General features: G+C 51.5%; 16 protein-coding genes. 2 read left to right on the top strand and 14 right to left on the bottom strand.

All coding sequences use genetic code 11. The features are described from left to right. Window positions 1-61: 61 nt before the first annotated feature. Complete coding sequence (locus ACETK5_RS02965) at window positions 62-1615, bottom strand: fumarate hydratase (protein WP_394054278.1); 1554 nt, start codon at window positions 1613-1615, stop codon at window positions 62-64. Window positions 1616-1833: 218 nt separating this feature from the next. Between ACETK5_RS02965 and ACETK5_RS02960 the strand changes: the two genes are divergently transcribed. Next, a complete protein-coding gene (locus ACETK5_RS02960) occupies window positions 1834-2205 on the top strand; it encodes a hypothetical protein (protein ID WP_394054277.1) in 372 nt (123 codons plus the stop codon). 132 nt (window positions 2206-2337) lie between these two features. On the opposite strand, the gene ACETK5_RS02955 is transcribed toward ACETK5_RS02960, so the two are convergent. From ACETK5_RS02955 to citZ, 5 genes are all read right to left on the bottom strand, one after another. Next, a complete protein-coding gene (locus tag ACETK5_RS02955; protein WP_394054276.1) occupies window positions 2338-3204 on the bottom strand; it encodes an SDR family oxidoreductase in 867 nt (288 codons plus the stop codon). 288 nt (window positions 3205-3492) lie between these two features. After that, complete coding sequence (locus tag ACETK5_RS02950; protein ID WP_100538796.1) at window positions 3493-3918, bottom strand: hypothetical protein; 426 nt, start codon at window positions 3916-3918, stop codon at window positions 3493-3495. A 152-nt stretch (window positions 3919-4070) separates the two neighbouring features. Further along, window positions 4071-5012 carry a malate dehydrogenase gene (gene mdh / locus ACETK5_RS02945; protein WP_100538797.1) on the bottom strand — a complete coding sequence of 314 codons (942 nt, stop codon included), beginning with the start codon at window positions 5010-5012 and terminating at the stop codon, window positions 4071-4073. Between the two features lie 14 nt (window positions 5013-5026). Next, entirely contained in the window at window positions 5027-6319 is a 1293-nt protein-coding gene (icd, locus tag ACETK5_RS02940) for an NADP-dependent isocitrate dehydrogenase (RefSeq protein ID WP_326114478.1), read from the bottom strand. A 144-nt stretch (window positions 6320-6463) separates the two neighbouring features. Continuing rightward, a complete protein-coding gene (citZ, locus tag ACETK5_RS02935) occupies window positions 6464-7576 on the bottom strand; it encodes a citrate synthase (RefSeq protein ID WP_100538799.1) in 1113 nt (370 codons plus the stop codon). 377 nt (window positions 7577-7953) lie between these two features. Between citZ and ytvI the strand changes: the two genes are divergently transcribed. Further along, complete coding sequence (gene ytvI / locus ACETK5_RS02930; protein ID WP_100538800.1) at window positions 7954-9072, top strand: sporulation integral membrane protein YtvI; 1119 nt, start codon at window positions 7954-7956, stop codon at window positions 9070-9072. A 169-nt stretch (window positions 9073-9241) separates the two neighbouring features. Here ytvI and ACETK5_RS02925 read toward each other — a convergent pair whose 3' ends face one another. The 8 genes from ACETK5_RS02925 to ACETK5_RS02890 form a co-directional block, all read right to left on the bottom strand. Then, on the bottom strand, window positions 9242-9634 hold the full coding sequence (locus tag ACETK5_RS02925; RefSeq protein ID WP_394054275.1) for an FxsA family protein: 393 nt from the start codon (window positions 9632-9634) through the stop codon (window positions 9242-9244). 4 nt (window positions 9635-9638) lie between these two features. Beyond that, window positions 9639-10148 (bottom strand): acyl-CoA thioesterase, encoded by a 510-nt coding sequence (locus ACETK5_RS02920; protein ID WP_394054274.1) that lies wholly within the window; start codon window positions 10146-10148, stop codon window positions 9639-9641. A 105-nt stretch (window positions 10149-10253) separates the two neighbouring features. Continuing rightward, window positions 10254-11681, bottom strand: a complete 1428-nt coding sequence (pyk, locus tag ACETK5_RS02915) for a pyruvate kinase (protein WP_100538802.1) — start codon at window positions 11679-11681, stop codon at window positions 10254-10256. Window positions 11682-11800: 119 nt separating this feature from the next. Next, window positions 11801-12784: an acetyl-CoA carboxylase carboxyltransferase subunit alpha gene (locus tag ACETK5_RS02910; RefSeq protein WP_326114475.1), complete on the bottom strand. Its 984-nt coding sequence runs from the start codon at window positions 12782-12784 to the stop codon at window positions 11801-11803. After that, window positions 12784-13677, bottom strand: coding sequence for an acetyl-CoA carboxylase, carboxyltransferase subunit beta (gene accD / locus ACETK5_RS02905; protein ID WP_071218063.1), 894 nt, complete (start codon window positions 13675-13677; stop codon window positions 12784-12786). Before accD ends, ACETK5_RS02910 begins: the two co-directional genes overlap by 1 nt. 92 nt (window positions 13678-13769) lie before the next feature. Further along, complete coding sequence (locus tag ACETK5_RS02900) at window positions 13770-13958, bottom strand: hypothetical protein (RefSeq protein ID WP_006212044.1); 189 nt, start codon at window positions 13956-13958, stop codon at window positions 13770-13772. Window positions 13959-14114: 156 nt separating this feature from the next. Continuing rightward, window positions 14115-14609: a phosphatidylglycerophosphatase A family protein gene (locus tag ACETK5_RS02895; RefSeq protein WP_076324336.1), complete on the bottom strand. Its 495-nt coding sequence runs from the start codon at window positions 14607-14609 to the stop codon at window positions 14115-14117. Between the two features lie 145 nt (window positions 14610-14754). Then, window positions 14755-18483 (bottom strand): DNA polymerase III subunit alpha, encoded by a 3729-nt coding sequence (locus ACETK5_RS02890; protein ID WP_394054273.1) that lies wholly within the window; start codon window positions 18481-18483, stop codon window positions 14755-14757. Window positions 18484-18633: the final 150 nt, after the last annotated feature.

Here is an 18633-nt window from a genome sequence, read left to right as displayed (position 1 = left end):
TCAACAAAAAAGCATCGACCGGCTCATTGTGGCCAATCAATGCTTCTTCATATGCTATGGATTAGGAGAACACCGGATCTTTAAACATGGCCAGCTTCTCTGCCGAATCCTTGCTCACATCGGCATGCAGGCTGTTTCCGTGCGAATCCATCGTGACGATGGCGGCAAAGCCATCGACCTCCAAATGCCACATCGCTTCTGGAATGCCAAACTCCATGAAATCCACGCCGTTTACTTTTTTGATGCATCTCGCATAATACTGGGCGGCCCCGCCGATCGCATTCAGATACACGCCGCCATGCTCCTGCAGCGCTTGAAGCGTCTTGGGACCCATGCCGCCTTTTCCGATGACCGCGCGAATGCCGAATTTTTTCAAAATATCGCCCTGGTACGGTTCCTCACGAATGCTGGTTGTCGGGCCTGCCGCCTTGACATGCCATCCCTCTTCATCCTGCATCATAACCGGGCCGCAGTGATAAATCACGGATCCGTTCAAATCGATAGGAGCATCGTGATCCATCAGGTATTTATGAAGCGCATCCCGTCCGGTATGCATCTCGCCTCGGATAACCACCACATCCCCAACGCGCAGGGAACGAATTTGCTCCTCGCTGATTGGCGTCTGCAGGACCACCTCGCGGCTCTTGGAATCACTGGGCCCGGAGTCCTCGGCTTGAGAAACAGCCGTTTCGGAATTTGCGTTCATCTGCACCTCGCTGCCCGCTTCATACAGCCAGTCTGTGATCTCCCCGGTTTCCGGTTCAACCAATACGCCTTGACGGCGGAATGCCCAGCAGTTATAAGCAACCGATACAAAAAAGCTTGCCGGCAAACGGTTCATCGCACCGATCTTGCAGCCGAGCAGCGTAACTTCTCCGCCAAAGCCCATCGTGCCGATCCCCAGCTTATTTGCATTTTCCAATATGTAATCTTCGAGCTTCGCCAAATCTTCATTCGGATTCACATCTTCCACATGACGGAACAGCTGATGCTTCGCAAGCTCATAACCGGTCGTCCGGTCGCCTCCAATGCCTACGCCGATAAATCCGGCGCTGCAGCCCTGTCCTTGAGCTTGATACACCGCATGCATGATGCATTTGCGGATTCCGTCCAGATCGCGGCCCGCTTTCCCCAACCCTTCAAGCTCTGCAGGAAGACTGTACTGGATGTTTTTGTTCTCGCAGCCGCCCCCTTTCAGGATGAGGCGGACATCCACCTTATCCTGCTCCCATTGCTCGAAATGGATGACGGGCGTACCAGGACCGAGATTATCCCCGCTGTTAGCGCCAGTCAACGAATCCACCGAGTTTGGACGCAGCTTGCCATCCTTCGTAGCACGAATCACTGCGGAGTAAATCGCCTTCTTCATCTCGATTTGGTTCGCACCCACCGGGGTATGCACGATGAATGTTGGCATGCCGGTATCCTGGCAGATCGGCGATACTTCCTGCTCGGCCATCTCAATATTTTGAGCGATCGTTGCCAGTGCCAGACCCGCTCGCGTTGCCGCATCCTCAGACGCTCGCCCGCGGTTGACTGCTCTTCGCACATCCCCGGGCAAATTCGTGGAGGTTTCTACAATCAGTCGATACATGCTCTCTTCAAATAATTTCATAACGTTGGTAAACTCCTCTCTTTCATAACCCAGACATGATAGCAAAAAAGAATCATTATAAACGGCCAATATTGTTATCATATCATATCATTTCGCACATGAAAGGGTTTACTTCAAAAAATGAAAGAGTAGAGAAAATGTGTTGATTTTCCCCGTCGCATCGACCATACCAATCTATGAATCTCACATATATTGGTTAAGGAAAGGAGGTGATTGCTATGATGAAAGCCTCAATCTCCCAGGTGGTCTTTCCAAGGCTTGCCTTGTTTAGAAACGAGTTTTACAGAGGACGCCGATTTGTGGTTCGTGGTAACGTCGGGATCCGTAATCTCGAGAGAACTTTCGGGGACATTGAAAGCTTGAGATTCTTCTCGACCAGTTCCAATGCAACCCTGGTCCTGTTCTCGGAGACGAATTTCAGGGGCAGATTCAGGGTATTCCGCGGCAACACCAACATCGCCGATCTGGATGATATTATTCGCGGCGAAGAGCCGGAATCCATTATCAGCTCCAACCGTCGTTTGACGCTGGCACAGATCAGAGCGATCCGGGAAACCGGCGTGCTTCCTTCCGGTTTTAGAAGCATCTGATTCTCCGTAAGCCCCGTAACCTCTCCAAAACTCACCCATGATAAAATAGCGGACATCCGGGCCGAAGCCCCGGATGTCCGCTCTGTTTTCCATGTTATGTTGTAACCAACGGTTGTTAGCGAGCGAAACGTCTTAGCCGTTAATGACTTCGCCGCCATTCACGTGGATCACTTGACCGCTCACATAGGAAGAGTCGGTTGAAGCCAGATATACATAGGCAGGAGCCAGCTCTTCCGGTTGGCCCGGACGTTTCATCGGCTGGGTCGCCCCAAACTCGGCTACCTGATCCGGCGGGAACGTCGAAGGAATCAGCGGCGTCCAGATCGGTCCCGGTGCAACGGCATTCACCCGGATTCCTTGCCCGACCACGTTCATCGACAACGAACGCGTAAAGGCTACGATAGCCCCCTTGGTTGATGCATAATCCAGCAGCTGCGGACTTCCCCGATATGCCGTAATGGAGGTTGTATTAATAATCGAGCTTCCCTTGGACAGATGCGGCATCGCCGCCTGCGTCAGATAGAACATGCCGAATATATTCGTACGGAATGTCCGCTCCAATTGTTCTTTGGTAATATCCTCAATCTTCTTCTGTGGATGCTGTTCGGCTGCGTTGTTGACAAGAATATCGAGCTTCCCAAGTTTCTCCACGGTTTCGGTGACCGCATCGCGGCAAAACGCATCGTCGCCAACATCGCCGGAGATAAGCAGGCATTTACGGCCTTCCTGCTCCACCTGACGCTTGGTCTCTTCCGCATCCTTGTGCTCGCTCAAATACACAATGGATACGTCCGCGCCTTCCTTGGCATAGTGGACCGCAACCGCACGGCCGATTCCGCTGTCGCCTCCGGTAATTAGCGCAACCTTTCCTTGTAACTTACCGGCTGCTTTGTACTCGTTGCTTTCAAACTCCGGTTTTGGGTGCATCTCCGATTCGGTTCCGGGTCTGTGATCCTGATGCTGGGGCGGCAATGTTTGTTTCTGTTGATCTTGTGGCATATGAACATTTCTCCTTTCAGGTCAGTATCTCAAACTACCTCTCATAGGATGCGTTCGACGCGGCTTCTTATTCTCATAAAAAGCCCTTCGCTATTGTTTTTACCCATATTGAACGGGATCAAACGTAAGCGCGGTTCTTTTCCCGTAACAAAATCCCTCCTCAAAAACCGGGCCTTGCGCCTAAAGTCCAGTCAAGATTTTGCCGGGACCCCCCGGAATATATAATTGCTGTAACATCAAAAAACCGCCCGAATAAACGGACGGCCACTCTTTCATATGTAGCTGTTCTTAGATGATGTCATTAAATACCATGAAGAAAATCATGACGAGCAGCAGGAGGGACAACAACGCGCTGAATGTACTAAGCTTACCCGTTTCTTCCTTCACTTCACGCTTCTCCCGGATTCCTGCAAGCGCATTCTTCAGGGGTTTGCCCATAATGCCTCCAATCGCAAACATCGCCAGCAGCAGAACCGTTACAATGATCATCCAAGGAACCGAATACTCGCCCTGGGACATCATATATCCGCCAGTCAACAACTGAATAACCAAACCGTACTGAGCAAAACGGTTCGCTACTCGAATTGTATTAACGGCTCCTTCTTGAGCGCCGAGAGACAGCTTCTGAATACCGCCAACAACAAACGGCAGGATCAAGTAAAACCCTAGCGCCGCCGTGCCGACCATATGCAGAAAAAATGTCACATTCCACATAAACAATTCCTCCAAAGTCATAAGTGTGATTTTTATTACATCAAGTTCATCGTCTCTTATTATACTGGAGAGATCATCCAAAGAAAAGCAATCCCGTCCCGAATCACGGGACGGGATTGCATTATTAGACGATTTTGTGAATCCTGATTCAATTACAGGTTCACAACCGAAGTTACGTTACGCACGGATTCCGCTGACTTATCAAGTGCAGCTTTCTCTTCGCCAGTCAGCTCAAGCTCGAAAATTCGCTCGATGCCGTCTCCGCCGAGAATTGCCGGAACACCCATGAACAGGTTGTCATAACCGTACTCGCCTTCCAGAAGTGCAATAACCGGAATGATCCGCTTCTTGTCCTTCAGAATCGCTTCCGTCATTTGGACCAGGGAAGCAGCCGGCGCATAGTATGCGCTGCCGTTCCCCAGCAGGTTGACGATTTCGCCGCCGCCGACCCGGGTGCGCTGCACAATCGCTTCAATGCGCTCAGCCGGAATCAGCGTGTCGATCGGAATGCCGCCCACGCTAGAGTAACGAACGAGCGGAACCATGTCATCGCCATGGCCGCCCAGAACGAAACCGCGGACATCCTCAACGGATACGTTTAGCTCTTGCGCGATGAAGGTGCAATAGCGTGCCGTATCCAGTACGCCCGATTGACCGATTACGCGGTTCTTAGGAAAGCCGAGTGTGTTGTATGCCACATAGGTCATGGCATCCACCGGGTTACTCAGGATGATAACCGTAGAGTTCGGTGCGTGACTCTTCACGTTCTCACATACGGATTTTACGATCCCTGCATTGGTATTAACGAGATCATCGCGGCTCATACCCGGCTTGCGGGCTACACCTGCTGTAATGATTACGATATCGGAATTAGCTGCATCTTCATAGTTGGACGTACCGACTATGTTGCTGTCAAATCCTTGAACGGGACTTGCTTCGAGCATATCCAGCGCTTTACCTTTCGTTGGGTTCTCGAGCTGCGGGATATCCAGCAGCACCACATCACCCAGTTCTTTTTGAGCAAGCATCAGGGCGGTAGTCGCACCTGTAAAGCCAGCACCTACTACCGTAATCTTTTTACGAGTAATTGCCACGATGAATCTCCTCCTTACAGGTTTTTAATGATTTCGTCTGCGAACTCGGAGCATTTCACTTCGGTAGCGCCTTCCATCAGGCGGGCGAAGTCATAAGTCACAGTTTTGTTGTTGATGGATGTTTCCATACCTTTGTAGATCAGGTCAGCCGCTTCCTGCCATCCGAGGTGCTCAAGCAGCATGACGCCGGAGAGGATAACGGAACCAGGGTTGACTACGTCTTTGTCTGCATATTTCGGAGCTGTACCATGAGTCGCTTCGAAAATCGCATGTCCTGTTACATAGTTGATGTTAGCTCCTGGAGCGATACCGATACCGCCAACTTGTGCAGCCAGCGCGTCAGACAGATAGTCCCCGTTCAGGTTCAATGTCGCAATGACATCAAAGTCGGTTGGACGAGTCAGAACTTGCTGCAGCGCGATGTCGGCAATCGCATCTTTAACGATGATTTTGCCGGCCTCTTCAGCTGCTTTTTGAGCAGCGTTAGCCGCATCTACGCCGTCTTTGTCCTTGATGATATCGTATTGAGCCCAAGTGAACACTTTATCGCCGAATTCAGCTTCAGCCACTTCGTACCCCCAGTTTTTGAAGGCACCTTCTGTAAATTTCATGATGTTGCCTTTGTGAACCAGTGTCACGGATTTGCGGCCATGCTTGATCGCATACTCAACTGCTGCACGCACAAGACGCTTGGAACCTTCGGAGGATACAGGCTTGATCCCGATACCGGACGTTTCCGGGAAGCGGATTTTGTTTGCTCCCATTTCGTCTTGAAGGAACTTGATCATTTTCTTCACTTCTTCGGAGCCTTCTTTATACTCAATACCTGCGTAGATGTCTTCCGTGTTCTCACGGAAAATAACCATGTCAACCAGCTCAGGGCGTTTTACCGGAGATGGTACGCCGTTGAAGTAACGAACAGGGCGCAAGCAAGTGTACAGGTCCAGCTCTTGGCGAAGGGCAACGTTCAGGGAACGGATACCGCCGCCGATTGGCGTTGTAAGTGGCCCTTTAATAGCAACGATGTACTCGCGAATCGCTTCAAGCGTATCGTTCGGGAGCCATTCACCGTATGTATTGTATGCCTTCTCACCGGCAAATACTTCATACCAGGCAATTTTCTTGGAACCGTTGTATGCTTTTTCTACGGCTGCATCAAGGACGCGCTTGGAAGCTTTCCAAATGTCACGGCCTGTACCGTCACCTTCAATAAAAGGAATGACAGGGTTGTTAGGCACCTGCAGGGCTCCGTTATCAATCGTGATTTTCTCGCCTTCGGTTGGTAATGCGAATTTTTCCAATTTCATGAGTATGAGTTCCTCCTTAGAATATGGTTCTTGTCTCTAGCCATTCCCAAAATACTCGCGTGAATAGGCACAGAGAAACCCGCCACCCGCGATTCAGTCACGTTTGAGCGGTTCTCTAGCCTATTGTACATGATTGCCAGCCACTTAGCGAAGTTCTATCGGCACATATTTTTGGTCGGTCATCCCTGTATACTCTGCGCGCGGGCGGATGATACGGTTGCCTTCATACTGCTCAAGAATGTGCGCAGTCCATCCGGATACACGGCTGATGGCAAAAATCGGCGTGAACAATTCCTGCTCGATGCCGAGCTGCGTATAGACCGATGCGGAATAGAAATCAACGTTCGGCTTCAGCCCTTTTTGGTTGGTAACCGTTTCGTCGATCAATACCGACATGTCGTACAGCGTGGTGTCGCCTTTCATTTCACCAAGCTCGCGGGACATTTTTTGCAGATGCTTCGCTCGCGGGTCGCCGTTTTTGTATACGCGGTGTCCAAAGCCCATAATTTTTTCACGGTTGTCCAGCTTCTCCTGAATGTAAGCCTGAGCCCGATCAATCGAACCGACTTCGTTCAGCATCTTCATGACGGCTTCATTCGCGCCGCCGTGCAGAGGTCCTTTCAGCGCGCCAATGGCGGAAGTAACGCCGGAATATATGTCGGACAGCGTGGCTACGGTTACACGGGCAGCAAACGTGGATGCGTTAAGCTCGTGATCCGCATGCAATACCAGTGCCTGGTCCAGAGCCTTGATCGAAGTCTGATCAGGGTCTTCGCCTCTGAGCATATACAGGAAATTCTCCGAGATGGAGACGCCGGCTTTCGGAGCCACCGGCTCTTTGCCCTGACGAACACGGGCGATGGCAGCAATGATCGTCGGAAGCTGCGCTTGAAGTTTAACCGCTTTCTTCTCGTTCGATTCACGGCTCATATCGTCGCCTTCGGCGTCATACAGAGCAAGCGCGGATACAGCTGAGCGAAGCGCAGCCATCGTATTGGTATCCTTCGGATACAATTTGATCTGCTGGATAAGCTCATCCGGAATGGCAGCATAGTCGCTCAAATCTTGTTGAAGGGCTTTAAGCTCTTCGGCATTCGGAAGTTTTCCGAACCAGAGCAGATAGGCTACCTCTTCAAAACTTGCATGTTCTGCGAGATCGTCAATATCATATCCACGGTAAGTCAGAACGCCATCGACGATCGAACTAATCGCGGAGGTGGTAGCTACAATGCCTTCCAAACCCTTGGTAGCTGTCATGCAACATCTCTCCTTTATGATCGGGATAAACTGAACTATTTTGACAATCATGAAAACATTTTCATGAAGTCGGATAAAAAAGAAAAACGCGCAAAAAAATTGCTATGGTCCTAGTCACAAACCTTCTCATATCATACTGGATTTTGTCTGATATGTGAACATGAGCAGCGACATTCGCCGCATCAAATTGTTTTATCGACACCATAAACATTTTTTTGAAATCACTTACAATTCCATTATACCTGTGATAATTCTCATTGTCGAATCATGAAGACAAGCGTTTTCCAACTCTTTATCCTTATATTGAAACTCCTTGCATACGTATAGGAATGAGCGATTCTGCTCGTCCCTGAAGTGCTGCAAAGGAGTGTGATGGTTTGGAACGATTGATGCTCAAGCGTTTTGGCCGGGGAGTGTGGGTGCTGTCTTCCATCTTCGTGATCGCCTATTTGATATATGTACTGCTGCCGCTGCTTTATCCCTTCCTTCTGGCCTGGATCATCGCCTATGCCATGAATCCTTGCGTCCACCTGCTTCAGCGGAGTTTGAAGCTGCCGCGGTGGCTCGCTGTCACGTTGTCCCTGCTGCTGTATTTCGGAGCGGCTCTGCTGATCCTCACTGCAGCTGTCACCAGACTGGTCAAGGAGCTGATTATCCTGTCCCAGTCCTTCAATCTCCATATTGATGCCTGGATGGAATGGCTGACGGCCTGGACGCAGAATGATAGCTTCCAGAATATCATCAATGAGATTAGCCGGTTCTATCAGAACAACCCGAATTATCACGATACCATCAATCAGAATATTACCCGCACAACGCAAACGATTGGCACGGCCGTGACCGATTTAGTTACTGGTATTTTTAACGGAATTTTGCAAATTATTTATTACCTGCCGAACTTAGGCACGATTCTCATCGTCGTTTTGCTCTCCACGTTCTTTCTCAGCAACAGCTGGGAGCGCCATAATCGCGCGCTTCTCCGCATCCTACCGGGCGTCATTCGCAAACCCATGATCTATATCTTCTCAGATCTGAAAAAAGCGTTGTTCGGATTCGCGAGGGCCCAGCTGATTCTCATCTCCATCACGGCACTTATCGTCATGATCACCCTTTATGCGCTCGGGGTCGATTCCGCCTTCTCCATCGGTCTTCTGATCGGCTTGGTGGATCTTCTCCCATACCTGGGCGTCGGCATCGTCCTGATCCCTTGGTCGCTGTATGCCTTTATGACGGGCGACCTGACGCTCGGCATCGGACTGACCGTCCTGTACAGCATCATCCTGATCGTCAGGCAGATCATGGAGCCCAAGGTGCTCGCCAGCAGTGTGGGACTGGACCCGCTCGCCGCCCTGCTGGGCATGTTCGTCGGGCTCAAGCTGTTCGGCATTCTGGGGCTGATTGTAGGTCCCGTGTCGCTTGTCATCCTGGATGCTTTTCACCGGGCCCATGTATTCAAGGACCTTAGGAATTATATTATCGGGGGCAGGTTCAGGTAGCAGTCGGACGGACATGTTTGACTCATCATAGGGCTATAGTGATCAGATTATCATAGGATTGATAGAGGTACTTTCTGATCTTCCCTGATATTTCCTGATACTTCTTGTGCTCCATGCATAAATAGACCGGCCCCTGAAGGGCCGGTCTTATGGGTGATGCCTGTTAGTATTATCTGCGAAATATCGTAATCTTGCCGTTTTTCATGTTTTTCTTCATCCATTTCAACAGCAAAATCCGATACAGCGGGCGAGTCAGCGGAAATATCAGCGTAAATCCGATGATGTCAGTTACAAAGCCCGGCAGAATAAGTAGTACTCCACCTGCAAATATACATAGACCATCGGCCATGGAAGCACCCGGAACCATGCCCGAATTCATTCTCTGCTTGGCATCTTCCATCGCTTTGCGACCTTCGAACCTCATCATGGCCACGCCAACCGCAGAGGTCAGCAGCGTCAATAGCAAGGTATTCATGCCGCCCACGCGATCCGCAACGAACTGGAAGCCGAATATTTCAACAGCAGGCACGAAGATAATCGCTGCCAGCAACCATTTGAACATGAAGCTACTCCTTCCTCCCCCAAAGGGTGTCCCTCAATGCATCATACAGCTTTGGCGCGCATTTATCCAGTCGGGCCGGCTTCCACTCTCTATTCAGCCATACATGACGGGTCGCGCCTTCCGTTAACAAGGCACCGGGAAGCCCGGATTCGGGAGACAGATCCATCGTCCCCAAATCTGCCTGCTCCTGCTCGCTCAGCAAACGGACCTCATATTCATAGTGTATTCGAAGCGGGGAGAAAGCAGTCATTCTGGTAAACACCGTTACAAGATCATCATACCGCGCAGGCTGGCGATACTTGATATCTAGATCAACCACCGGGAGCAGGACGCCTTCTTCTTCCATTCCGCGATACGTTAATCCCATTTCACGGATCATTTGGGTACGCCCGATCTCGAACCAGTTTAAATAGTTAGCATGATAGACGACACCCATTTGATCGCTTTCCTGGTAGCGCACCCGAAAGGAAGTCCAGAACCAGCGACTTCGTGTCGGTACGGATGGTTTAGGCATCAACATCACCCCCTCATCTATGCAAAAAGCAATGGTCGATTATAATCATCGTCCATTGCTTATATGCAGCTATATTCAGAATCCAGCGGATTCTTGACTGTTGTATTACTTCTCCTGTGGAATTTGATCCACTTTAAGAAGGTTGGTTGAGCCGGAACGGCCCAGCGGCACGCCTGCTGTAATCACAACAAGATCGCCTTCTTTCACGAGTCCGGACTTCACGCCGCCTTGCAGCGCATAATCAAACATCTCATCCGTAGAAGAAGCCTGTTCGCCTTTAACCGGCGTTACGCCCCAAGTCAGTGCCAAACGTCTCAACGTTCTGTCTTGAGTCGTGACAGCGACGATAGGAGCCTCTGGACGGTATTTGGATACCATGCGAGCCGTTTGACCGGATTCCGTGGACGAAATGATGGCTTTAGCATTCAGGTCAAGTGCCGAGATCGCAACGGATTGGCTGATTGCTTCGGTAACGCTGGTATCTTGAGCAATACGCTGCTTCAGGAACATTTCACGGTAGTTCAGTGCGGATTCCGCTTTCTCTGCGATACGGGACATGGTCAGTACGGATTCTACAGGGTATTTACCTGCAGCCGTTTCGCCGGACAGCATGATGGCATCGGTGCCGTCGAAAATCGCATTGGCAACGTCACTTGCTTCCGCACGGGTAGGACGCGGGTTGCGCTGCATGGAATCCAGCATTTGCGTAGCCGTAATGACCGGTTTGCCAGCCAGGTTACATTTTTCGATCATACGTTTTTGAACCAATGGAACTTCCTCAGCCGGAATCTCTACGCCGAGGTCGCCACGAGCTACCATCAAGCCGTCGGATACTTCGAGGATTTCATCCAGGTTGTCAACGCCCTGCTGGTTCTCAATTTTGGAGATGATTTGGATATGCTCGCCATTATGCTTCTTCAGCAATTCGCGAATTTCAAGCACGTCACTTGCTTTACGAACGAAGGAAGCGGCAATAAAATCGATGCCCTGTTCGATCCCGAAAACGATATCGTTGGCGTCTTTTTCCGTAATTCCTGGGAGAGAAATCGCGACTCCCGGTACGTTTACACCTTTTTTGCTCTTAATGGTTCCGCCATTGACGATGCGGCATCTGATTTCGGTGCCTTGAATCTCCACCACGGTCAGACCGATCAGACCGTCATCGATCAGGATCGTGGATCCGACTTGAACATCTTGCGGCAACTCTTTGTAAGTAATGGACAAACGATTCTTATCACCAAGGATTTCCTCGGTAGTAAGGGTGATATATTCATCTTGTACAAGCTCAATCGGTTCCACTTCAAGTTTGCCTGTACGGATTTCCGGTCCTTTGGTGTCAAGCAGGATCGCTACCGTTTTGTTCAACTCTTCACAAGCTTGGCGGATGTTCTTGATCCGGTTGCCATGCTCCTCGAAGTCGCCGTGGGAGAAGTTCAGACGAGCCACGTTCATGCCGGCCATAATGAGCTTCTTGGTGTTTTCCAACGATTCACTGGAAGGACCGATGGTACATACAATTTTTGTTTTGCGCATTTGGGTTTCCTCCGTTTATTAAAGGGTTCTCTATATCTCTTTTTCCAACAACTAAATCTACTACAAAAAGTCTCATTTGTATAGGAACTTTGTCATATCGTCACATACTCATCAGACTTTTACAGAATCACGTCTTCCTGTTCCGCCTTCGCAAAATCGAATTCACCGATCTTGCGGAATTTGCGGTACCGGTCTTCCTTCAGCTCGCAGGCATCCATGACGGACAGCTCTTTCAGCTGGCTGATCAGTGCGCTTTGAATGGCGGCGGCCGTCTCTTCATAGTTGCGGTGCGCACCGCCCTTAGGCTCCGGTATAATTTCCTCAATGACTTCCATTTCAAGCAGGTCCTTAGCGGTGATCTTCATGGCTTCCGCAGCCTGATCCGCTTTGGATGCATCCTTCCACAGAATGGATGCGGCGCCGTTCGGTGAAATGGCGGAATAGATGGCATGCTCGAGCATCAGCACACGATTGCCTACAGCCATCGCAAGAGCACCGCCGCTTCCACCTTCGCCGATGACCACACAAACAATAGGCACTCCAAGGGACGACATTTCCCGTAGATTACGGGCAATCGCCTCGGACTGACCTCTTTCTTCTGCTGTATTACCCGGATATGCGCCTTTTGTATCAATAAACGTGATAATGGGACGCTTGAACTTGTTCGCCTGCTGCATAAGTCGCAGAGCTTTACGGAAGCCTTCCGGATGTGGACTTCCGAAGAAACGCGCGATATTGTCCTTCGTATCCTTACCGCGCTGCTGACCGACCACTGTGACGGGAACGCCGTCGAGTTTGGCCAGGCCGCCGACAACGGCAAGATCGTCCCCGTAGAGACGATCTCCATGCAGCTCGATAAAATCCGTAAAGATCAACTGGATCAAATCAAGCGACGTCGGTCGCTGCTGATGACGGGCCAGATGCATTTTCTGGGAAGGCGAAATCGAAGAATAGATTTCTTCCTCCAAACGACTATATCGTTCTTCCAGGCGGGCGATTTCATCCGTGAAATCGATCCCTTTTTCCTGTCCGAATTGTTTCAGTTCATCAATCTTCTTGCGCATTTCGGCAAGTGGCATTTCAAAAGGCAATTCGCCTGACATCAGAATCCCCCTTTCACGGTATGCATCTCCAGCAGCTTACCAAGCATGGAGCGCATATCTTTCCGATGAATAACCATGTCAAGCTGACCATGCGCCAAGTTGAACTCCGCTGTCTGGAAATCATCCGGCAGCTTCTGGCGAATGGTCTGTTCAATAACGATACGGCCCGCAAAGCCGAATACGGCTCCCGGCTCGGCAATATTGATGTCGCCAAGCGTCGCAAAGCTGGCGGATACACCGCCGGTCGTCGGATCCGTTATCACTGAAATATAGAGCCCGCCGAGCTCGTTAAACCTGGACAGGGCAGCGCTTGTTTTGGCCATCTGCATCAAACTGAGAATACTCTCCTGCATCCGGGCACCGCCGGAGGTCGAGAAAATAATGAGAGGCAAACGCTTGTCCGTCGCAAACTCGATCGCTCGGGTGATTTTTTCCCCGACGACAGAGCCCATGCTTCCCGTGAAGAAATCAAAACTCATCACGGCTACCACAACAGGCTGGCCGAGAATCGAGCCTTGACCGGTAATAACCGCATCATGAAGACCGGACTTCATCTTCTGCTGCTCGAGCTTGGCCGCATATCCCGGAAATTTGAGCGGATCCACCGAGATCATGTCCGCGTCAAACTCTTCAAAGCCTGTCTCATCCAGCGTCATCGCAATCCGTTCTACCGCGTTCAGGCGCATATGATGTCCGCATTCCTGACACACCTTCAGATTCTTCTCAAGCTCTTTGCTGTATTGAATGGTGCCGCACTTAGCACACTTATTCATCAGACCTTCCGGAATTTCCCGTTTCGGGCGTTCGCCTTCCTGAGGCTGCCCTGCCGTCCCAAGTCGTTCCGATGGGATCGTTGCGTATTTCCTTTTTTTCTGAAACAAGTCTTTAAACACAACTACACCTCTCCAGCCGTAAATTTGAATGGCCGCTGCAATAGCACATCGCCGATCCGTACGCTAAGCTTCGCTATGTAACCCAGATGAAACTAGGGGTGCAATATCGAATTCAACACTTCCTGTACTTCCTCAAGCTCTCCGGAGGGTACCAAAATCTCAAACTGCTGTTTGGAAAGATTCACAGGACGGCTTTGAACCAAAAAACCTTCTTCCGTTAGCCTGGTCTTGATCATTTCCGCCACCTTTGCAGTTGGCGCAATATAGATTACCGTCCACATGCCTTTCAGATCCCCCTAATCTCGTCCCACAGGCATATCCTGAGCCGATATAATGGATAATGATAACATACTTCAGTTTTTACCTCAACAAAGAGAGCAGGGGGCTGAAAGCCAAATCTGTACCCTTATGCAGCGATTCGACACCACTCGCGCAAATCAGTCAGAACCCGCGGTGTAATGGGCCGCATCGGGATTGTTATGGGCGATGCGCGAGGAAGCGGCAGCGGCGATGCCTGCAACGAGATCATCCAGAAACACATGAATCCCGTCGGACTTTTCATTTAATATCTCAATTACACCAATTTTTTCTTTGTCCAGATAACCGAAACTGGTCAGTCCGATCATGCCATATATGCTCGTGACACCAAGCGCCATGGTCTCATCCACTCCGTAGAGCGGTTCGTCTTGCTCCATAATCGATTGCAGCGGCTCCGGCAGCAGTTTTTTCTCCGCCAACTCATCCAGCGCAATGCCCGTATACAGCGTATACTGCACTTCGCGCTTGCCGAGAACGGCCCGGACGCTTTCTTCACATTGCTCGATGGTTAACTTCGGATGATAACGCTGCTGAAGCTTCAACACAATATCCGCGATGGAGCTTACGCTGACTCCTCTGCGGCTGAGCATGCTTTCTGCCAAGTCCATTGACATCACAAATCCCCCCCGCGTCTTTGGCCGTGCTCTTTCATTCCGGTTCTATCATGAAGAGCCTTCTTCATGCGAATACTCGGCCAACATTACCTGTAGTGTCCTAATTGTATGCGGGAGGGATGGGAAACGTTCTTAAATTTTCATGTCACTTCACTTTAACAGTGTCCTTGCCCAGCATGCTCTCCATTTCGGCAAAAAGCTCTGTCGAGGGCTTGATCCGATAGGCATCGCTAAGCGCAAGCACCTTCTGGCTTCGCTCATAAAACAGCACCGTCGGCACATGCCCCGGATGCTGCTGCAGGAGCTCTTTCAGCTTCACCAGCAGCTCTGATTGTTCCGCATCGGCCGTTATTTTCACAAACACACGCTGCCCAGCCTTATGATTCGATACGACGGTACGAGATTCCTTCTCGGGCGATAGGCCGCTGCCCGATGCTTCGTTTTCGATTAGGGTCGAATCATGACCACGGCGGGCGGCAAGCGGCTCCGGGGCCGGGACTGCCGATGAATTACCGGCCGAAACCGGCTGCATGCCGGCTGCCCCCGATTTTCCGCCCCGGCCGTTATTCTCTCCGCCGGATCTTCCTCTGCCGCTCGCTGTTCCCCGCACCTTGCTTCGTTGAACCAGTTGACTCAAGGTTTGCGCCTCGAGCGGAGCGATTTCTTCGGCCAGCAGCTTGAAGCCTTCGTCCTGCAGCTGGACCTTCGCCCGTATCGCGAGCAACGCGCCTTTTTCAATCAAATGCGCGCTTCGCTTCCACACTTCTGGGAAGAGAACGACCTCACAGCGCTCGATTTGATCCTCGCACTCCATAAAGGCCATCGCCTTCCCCTGTTTCGTCGTAATGGTCTTCAGCGTAACCACCATCCCGGCAACCGTAGCCATCGACTCATCTTCCGCTTCATGCAGATCCATTAACCGATCAGCTCCGGACTCCGTCAGCGTATCTTCGAAGCCGTCCAGCGGATGGCCGGACAAATACATACCCAGCAGCTCACGCTCGAATTCGAGCTGCTGAGTTGCGGTATAAGGCGGGATGTCCGGATATTCAATGTCCCAATTCGTCGTTTCCACGAAGTCGAAGAGCTGAATCTGGAGATCATCCCGTTCCTTTCTCCATTTCACGGCCGCTTCGACCGTTTCGTCCAGCATGGCAACCAGCTGGGAACGATGCCCCTGCAAGGAATCGAATGCCCCCGCCTGAATAAGCGACTCGATCACGCGCTTGTTGCATACGCGGAGGTCCACCCGGCGGCAAAAATCGAGCAGGCTTTCAAACGGCTTTTCACGCCGGATCTCGACGATATTCTCCACCGCTTGCGTGCCGACGTTCTTGATCGCGGCAAGCCCGAATCGGATTCCGCCTCCGGCCGGACGATTGGCTTCATCATCGCCGCCCTCGGCAGCAGGGCCGCTCATGACAGGCGTGAAATACGTTCCGCTTTCGTTCACGTCCGGCGGCATCACCTCGATGTCGAGGCGCCGTGCCTCCAGCACATATTCGGCTACCTTCCGGTGGCTGCCCATAACGGCAGTCAGCATGGAAGCCATGAACGGAACCGGATAGTGCGCCTTAAGATAAGCCGTCTGGAAGGCCAGCACGCCGTAGGCGGCGGCATGCGCACGGGGAAATCCGTAGTTCGCGAACCGGACGATCATATCGTACACGCGGTTGGCCTCATCCTCGCTATAACCGAGCTTGAGACTGCCCGAAACGAAATGGCTCCGCTCCCGGTCCAGCACTTCGCGCTTCTTCTTCGAAACGGCTCTTCGCAGCAAATCCGCTTCCCCGAGCGAGAAGCCGGCCATCGTCGAAGCGATCTGCATGATCTGCTCCTGATAGACGATAATGCCGTACGTATCGCCTAATATCGGGATCAGGTCCGAGTGGGGATACTCCGGCTCAATCCGGCCATGCTTGGCTTGAATGAACTTTGGAATAAACTCCATGGGACCCGGGCGATACAAGGCATTGACGGATACGATATCCTCAAACACCGAAGGTTTCAGATCCTTCAAGACCCGCCGGATGCCCGCGGATTCGAGTTGAAATACGCCCGTGGTATCGCCGCGCCCCAGCATCTCATACGTTAGATCATCGTCATCCGGCACTTGTTCGAAATCGAGTGTTCTGCCGGTCAATTCTTGAATCCATCTCAGCGTACGCTCAATAATGGACAACGTTCTCAGACCTAAAAAGTCCATCTTGAGCAGCCCCACGCTCTCCAGATTCTCCATGGAATACTGCGTCAGCGCCGTCTTCTCGCTGCCTTCCTGCAGCGGCACCGCATCCGTCAGCGGATCGCGGGAAATGACAATGCCCGCCGCATGCGTCGAAGCATGACGCGGCATGCCCTCGACCTTCATTGCCATATCAATCAGCTCGCGCACCTTCGGCTTCTTCTCGTACTGCTCCTTTAGCTGCGGGCTTTGCTCCATCGCACCTGCGATGCTGATGCCCAGATGGTTAGGGATCAGCTTGGCCGCCTTGTCCACATCCCCGAACGGCACATTCAGCGCACGTCCCACATCACGGACGGCTGCCCTTGCCGCCATCGTACCGAACGTAATGATCTGGGCGACATGCTCTTTCCCGTATTTATCCACCACGTAATCAATGACCTCTTCCCGGCGCTCGTCACTGAAGTCGATATCAATATCCGGCATCGTAATCCGCTCCGGATTCAGGAAGCGTTCAAACAACAATTTATATTTCATCGGGTCCACATTCGTAATCTGAAGGGTGTAGGCTACCAGGCTGCCCGCCGATGAACCCCTTCCCGGTCCAACCGCGATGCCTTGCCGGTGGGCGTAGGCGATGAAGTCCCATACGATCAGGAAATAATCGCTGAAGCCCATGTTCTCGATGACGCCGAGCTCATAGTTCAGTCGCTGCTCCAGCTCGCTGCGTTGCGCTTCATCCTGCCACCGCTCCGTATTCCCGTAACGTTCTTGCAGACCATTCAAGCAGAGCTCCCGCAAGTATTCGGCTGCATTCTTCCTTTCCGGAAGAGAGCTGTATTCCGGCAAAATCGACTTGCCGAATTCCAGCTCCAGGTTGCATTGGTCCGCAATCTTAGCCGTATTCAATATAGCTTCAGGCACATGGGGGTACAATCGCTCCATGTCGCTGCCGCTCTTCAAATAGAGCTGATTCGTCTGGATTTGCAGCCTGTCCTCATCTTCCACCGTCTTTCCCGTGCCGATGCAGATCAGGACGTCCTGAACTTCAGCATCGCTCTCGGCCAGGTAATGCACATCGTTGGTCGCTACCAGCGGAATGCCGGTCTCGCGGCTCAGCTGAATCAGCTGGGGATTCACGCGCTTCTGCTCCGGAATTCCGTGATCCTGAAGCTCCAGGTAGTAATCTTCTCCAAAAATCGCCTGGTAACGAAGCGCAGCGGCTTTTGCTTCCGCCTCCCGTCCATGAAGCAGATGCTGGGGAACCTCGCCACCCAAGCAGGCGCTGAGACATATGATGCCTTCATGATGGGCGGCCAGCGCCTCCATATCGATTCGGGGTCTGTAATGATACCCCTCCAAATGCCCGATCGAGCACAGCTTCATCAAATTGCGATAGCCGGTCTCATTCTTGGCAAGCAGAATCAGATGATAGATCGGCTGATCCTTGCGGCTTCCCCGCTCCTTGCGGGAGCCTGCCGTGATATAGGCCTCGCAGCCGATAATCGGTTTGATGCCTTGCGCCAGGCAGGCTTTATAGAATGGAATGGCACCATACATCACGCCATGATCCGTCAGCGCCAGCGATTTCATTCCAAGCGCCGCCGCTTCCCGCACCAGGTCACCGATACGTGCCGCTCCATCGAGCAAACTGTATTCACTATGCACGTGCAAATGCACGAAAGAGCTCATCGTAACGCCTTCCTTTCGCCGGTACATGTATATTTAAAATCAATCCAAGAGTATCTTAAAAAGTCTTTATACCATTTTATCATAATCCCGCTAGGCCCGCCCATAGAATGAAACTAGGGAGTACGTGGACAGGCGGTTGCCGTGACATCC

This window comes from Paenibacillus ilasis (assembly GCF_043195395.1).
In the GTDB taxonomy this organism is placed as follows: Bacteria; Bacillota; Bacilli; order Paenibacillales; family Paenibacillaceae; genus Paenibacillus_AQ; species Paenibacillus_AQ lautus.
Note: the sequence above shows the minus strand (reverse complement) of the source record. Positions and strands in the feature narration are given on the sequence as shown.

What these genes read in the sequence shown, in the direction of transcription:
- ACETK5_RS02965 (WP_394054278.1), bottom strand. Translation starts at nt 1,615, where the DNA reads ATGAAATTATTTGAAGAGAGCATGTATCGACTGATTGTAGAAACCTCC.
- ACETK5_RS02960 (WP_394054277.1), top strand. Translation starts at nt 1,834, where the DNA reads ATGATGAAAGCCTCAATCTCCCAGGTGGTCTTTCCAAGGCTTGCCTTG.
- ACETK5_RS02955 (WP_394054276.1), bottom strand. Translation starts at nt 3,204, where the DNA reads ATGCCACAAGATCAACAGAAACAAACATTGCCGCCCCAGCATCAGGAT.
- ACETK5_RS02950 (WP_100538796.1), bottom strand. Translation starts at nt 3,918, where the DNA reads ATGTGGAATGTGACATTTTTTCTGCATATGGTCGGCACGGCGGCGCTA.
- icd (WP_326114478.1), bottom strand. Translation starts at nt 6,319, where the DNA reads ATGAAATTGGAAAAATTCGCATTACCAACCGAAGGCGAGAAAATCACG.
- citZ (WP_100538799.1), bottom strand. Translation starts at nt 7,576, where the DNA reads ATGACAGCTACCAAGGGTTTGGAAGGCATTGTAGCTACCACCTCCGCG.
- ACETK5_RS02925 (WP_394054275.1), bottom strand. Translation starts at nt 9,634, where the DNA reads ATGTTCAAATGGTTGCTGGCAGCGATTATCTTCGTGCCTGCTGTTGAA.
- ACETK5_RS02920 (WP_394054274.1), bottom strand. Translation starts at nt 10,148, where the DNA reads ATGCCTAAACCATCCGTACCGACACGAAGTCGCTGGTTCTGGACTTCC.
- pyk (WP_100538802.1), bottom strand. Translation starts at nt 11,681, where the DNA reads ATGCGCAAAACAAAAATTGTATGTACCATCGGTCCTTCCAGTGAATCG.
- ACETK5_RS02910 (WP_326114475.1), bottom strand. Translation starts at nt 12,784, where the DNA reads ATGTCAGGCGAATTGCCTTTTGAAATGCCACTTGCCGAAATGCGCAAG.
- ACETK5_RS02900 (WP_006212044.1), bottom strand. Translation starts at nt 13,958, where the DNA reads ATGTGGACGGTAATCTATATTGCGCCAACTGCAAAGGTGGCGGAAATG.
- ACETK5_RS02895 (WP_076324336.1), bottom strand. Translation starts at nt 14,609, where the DNA reads ATGTCAATGGACTTGGCAGAAAGCATGCTCAGCCGCAGAGGAGTCAGC.
- ACETK5_RS02890 (WP_394054273.1), bottom strand. Translation starts at nt 18,483, where the DNA reads ATGAGCTCTTTCGTGCATTTGCACGTGCATAGTGAATACAGTTTGCTC.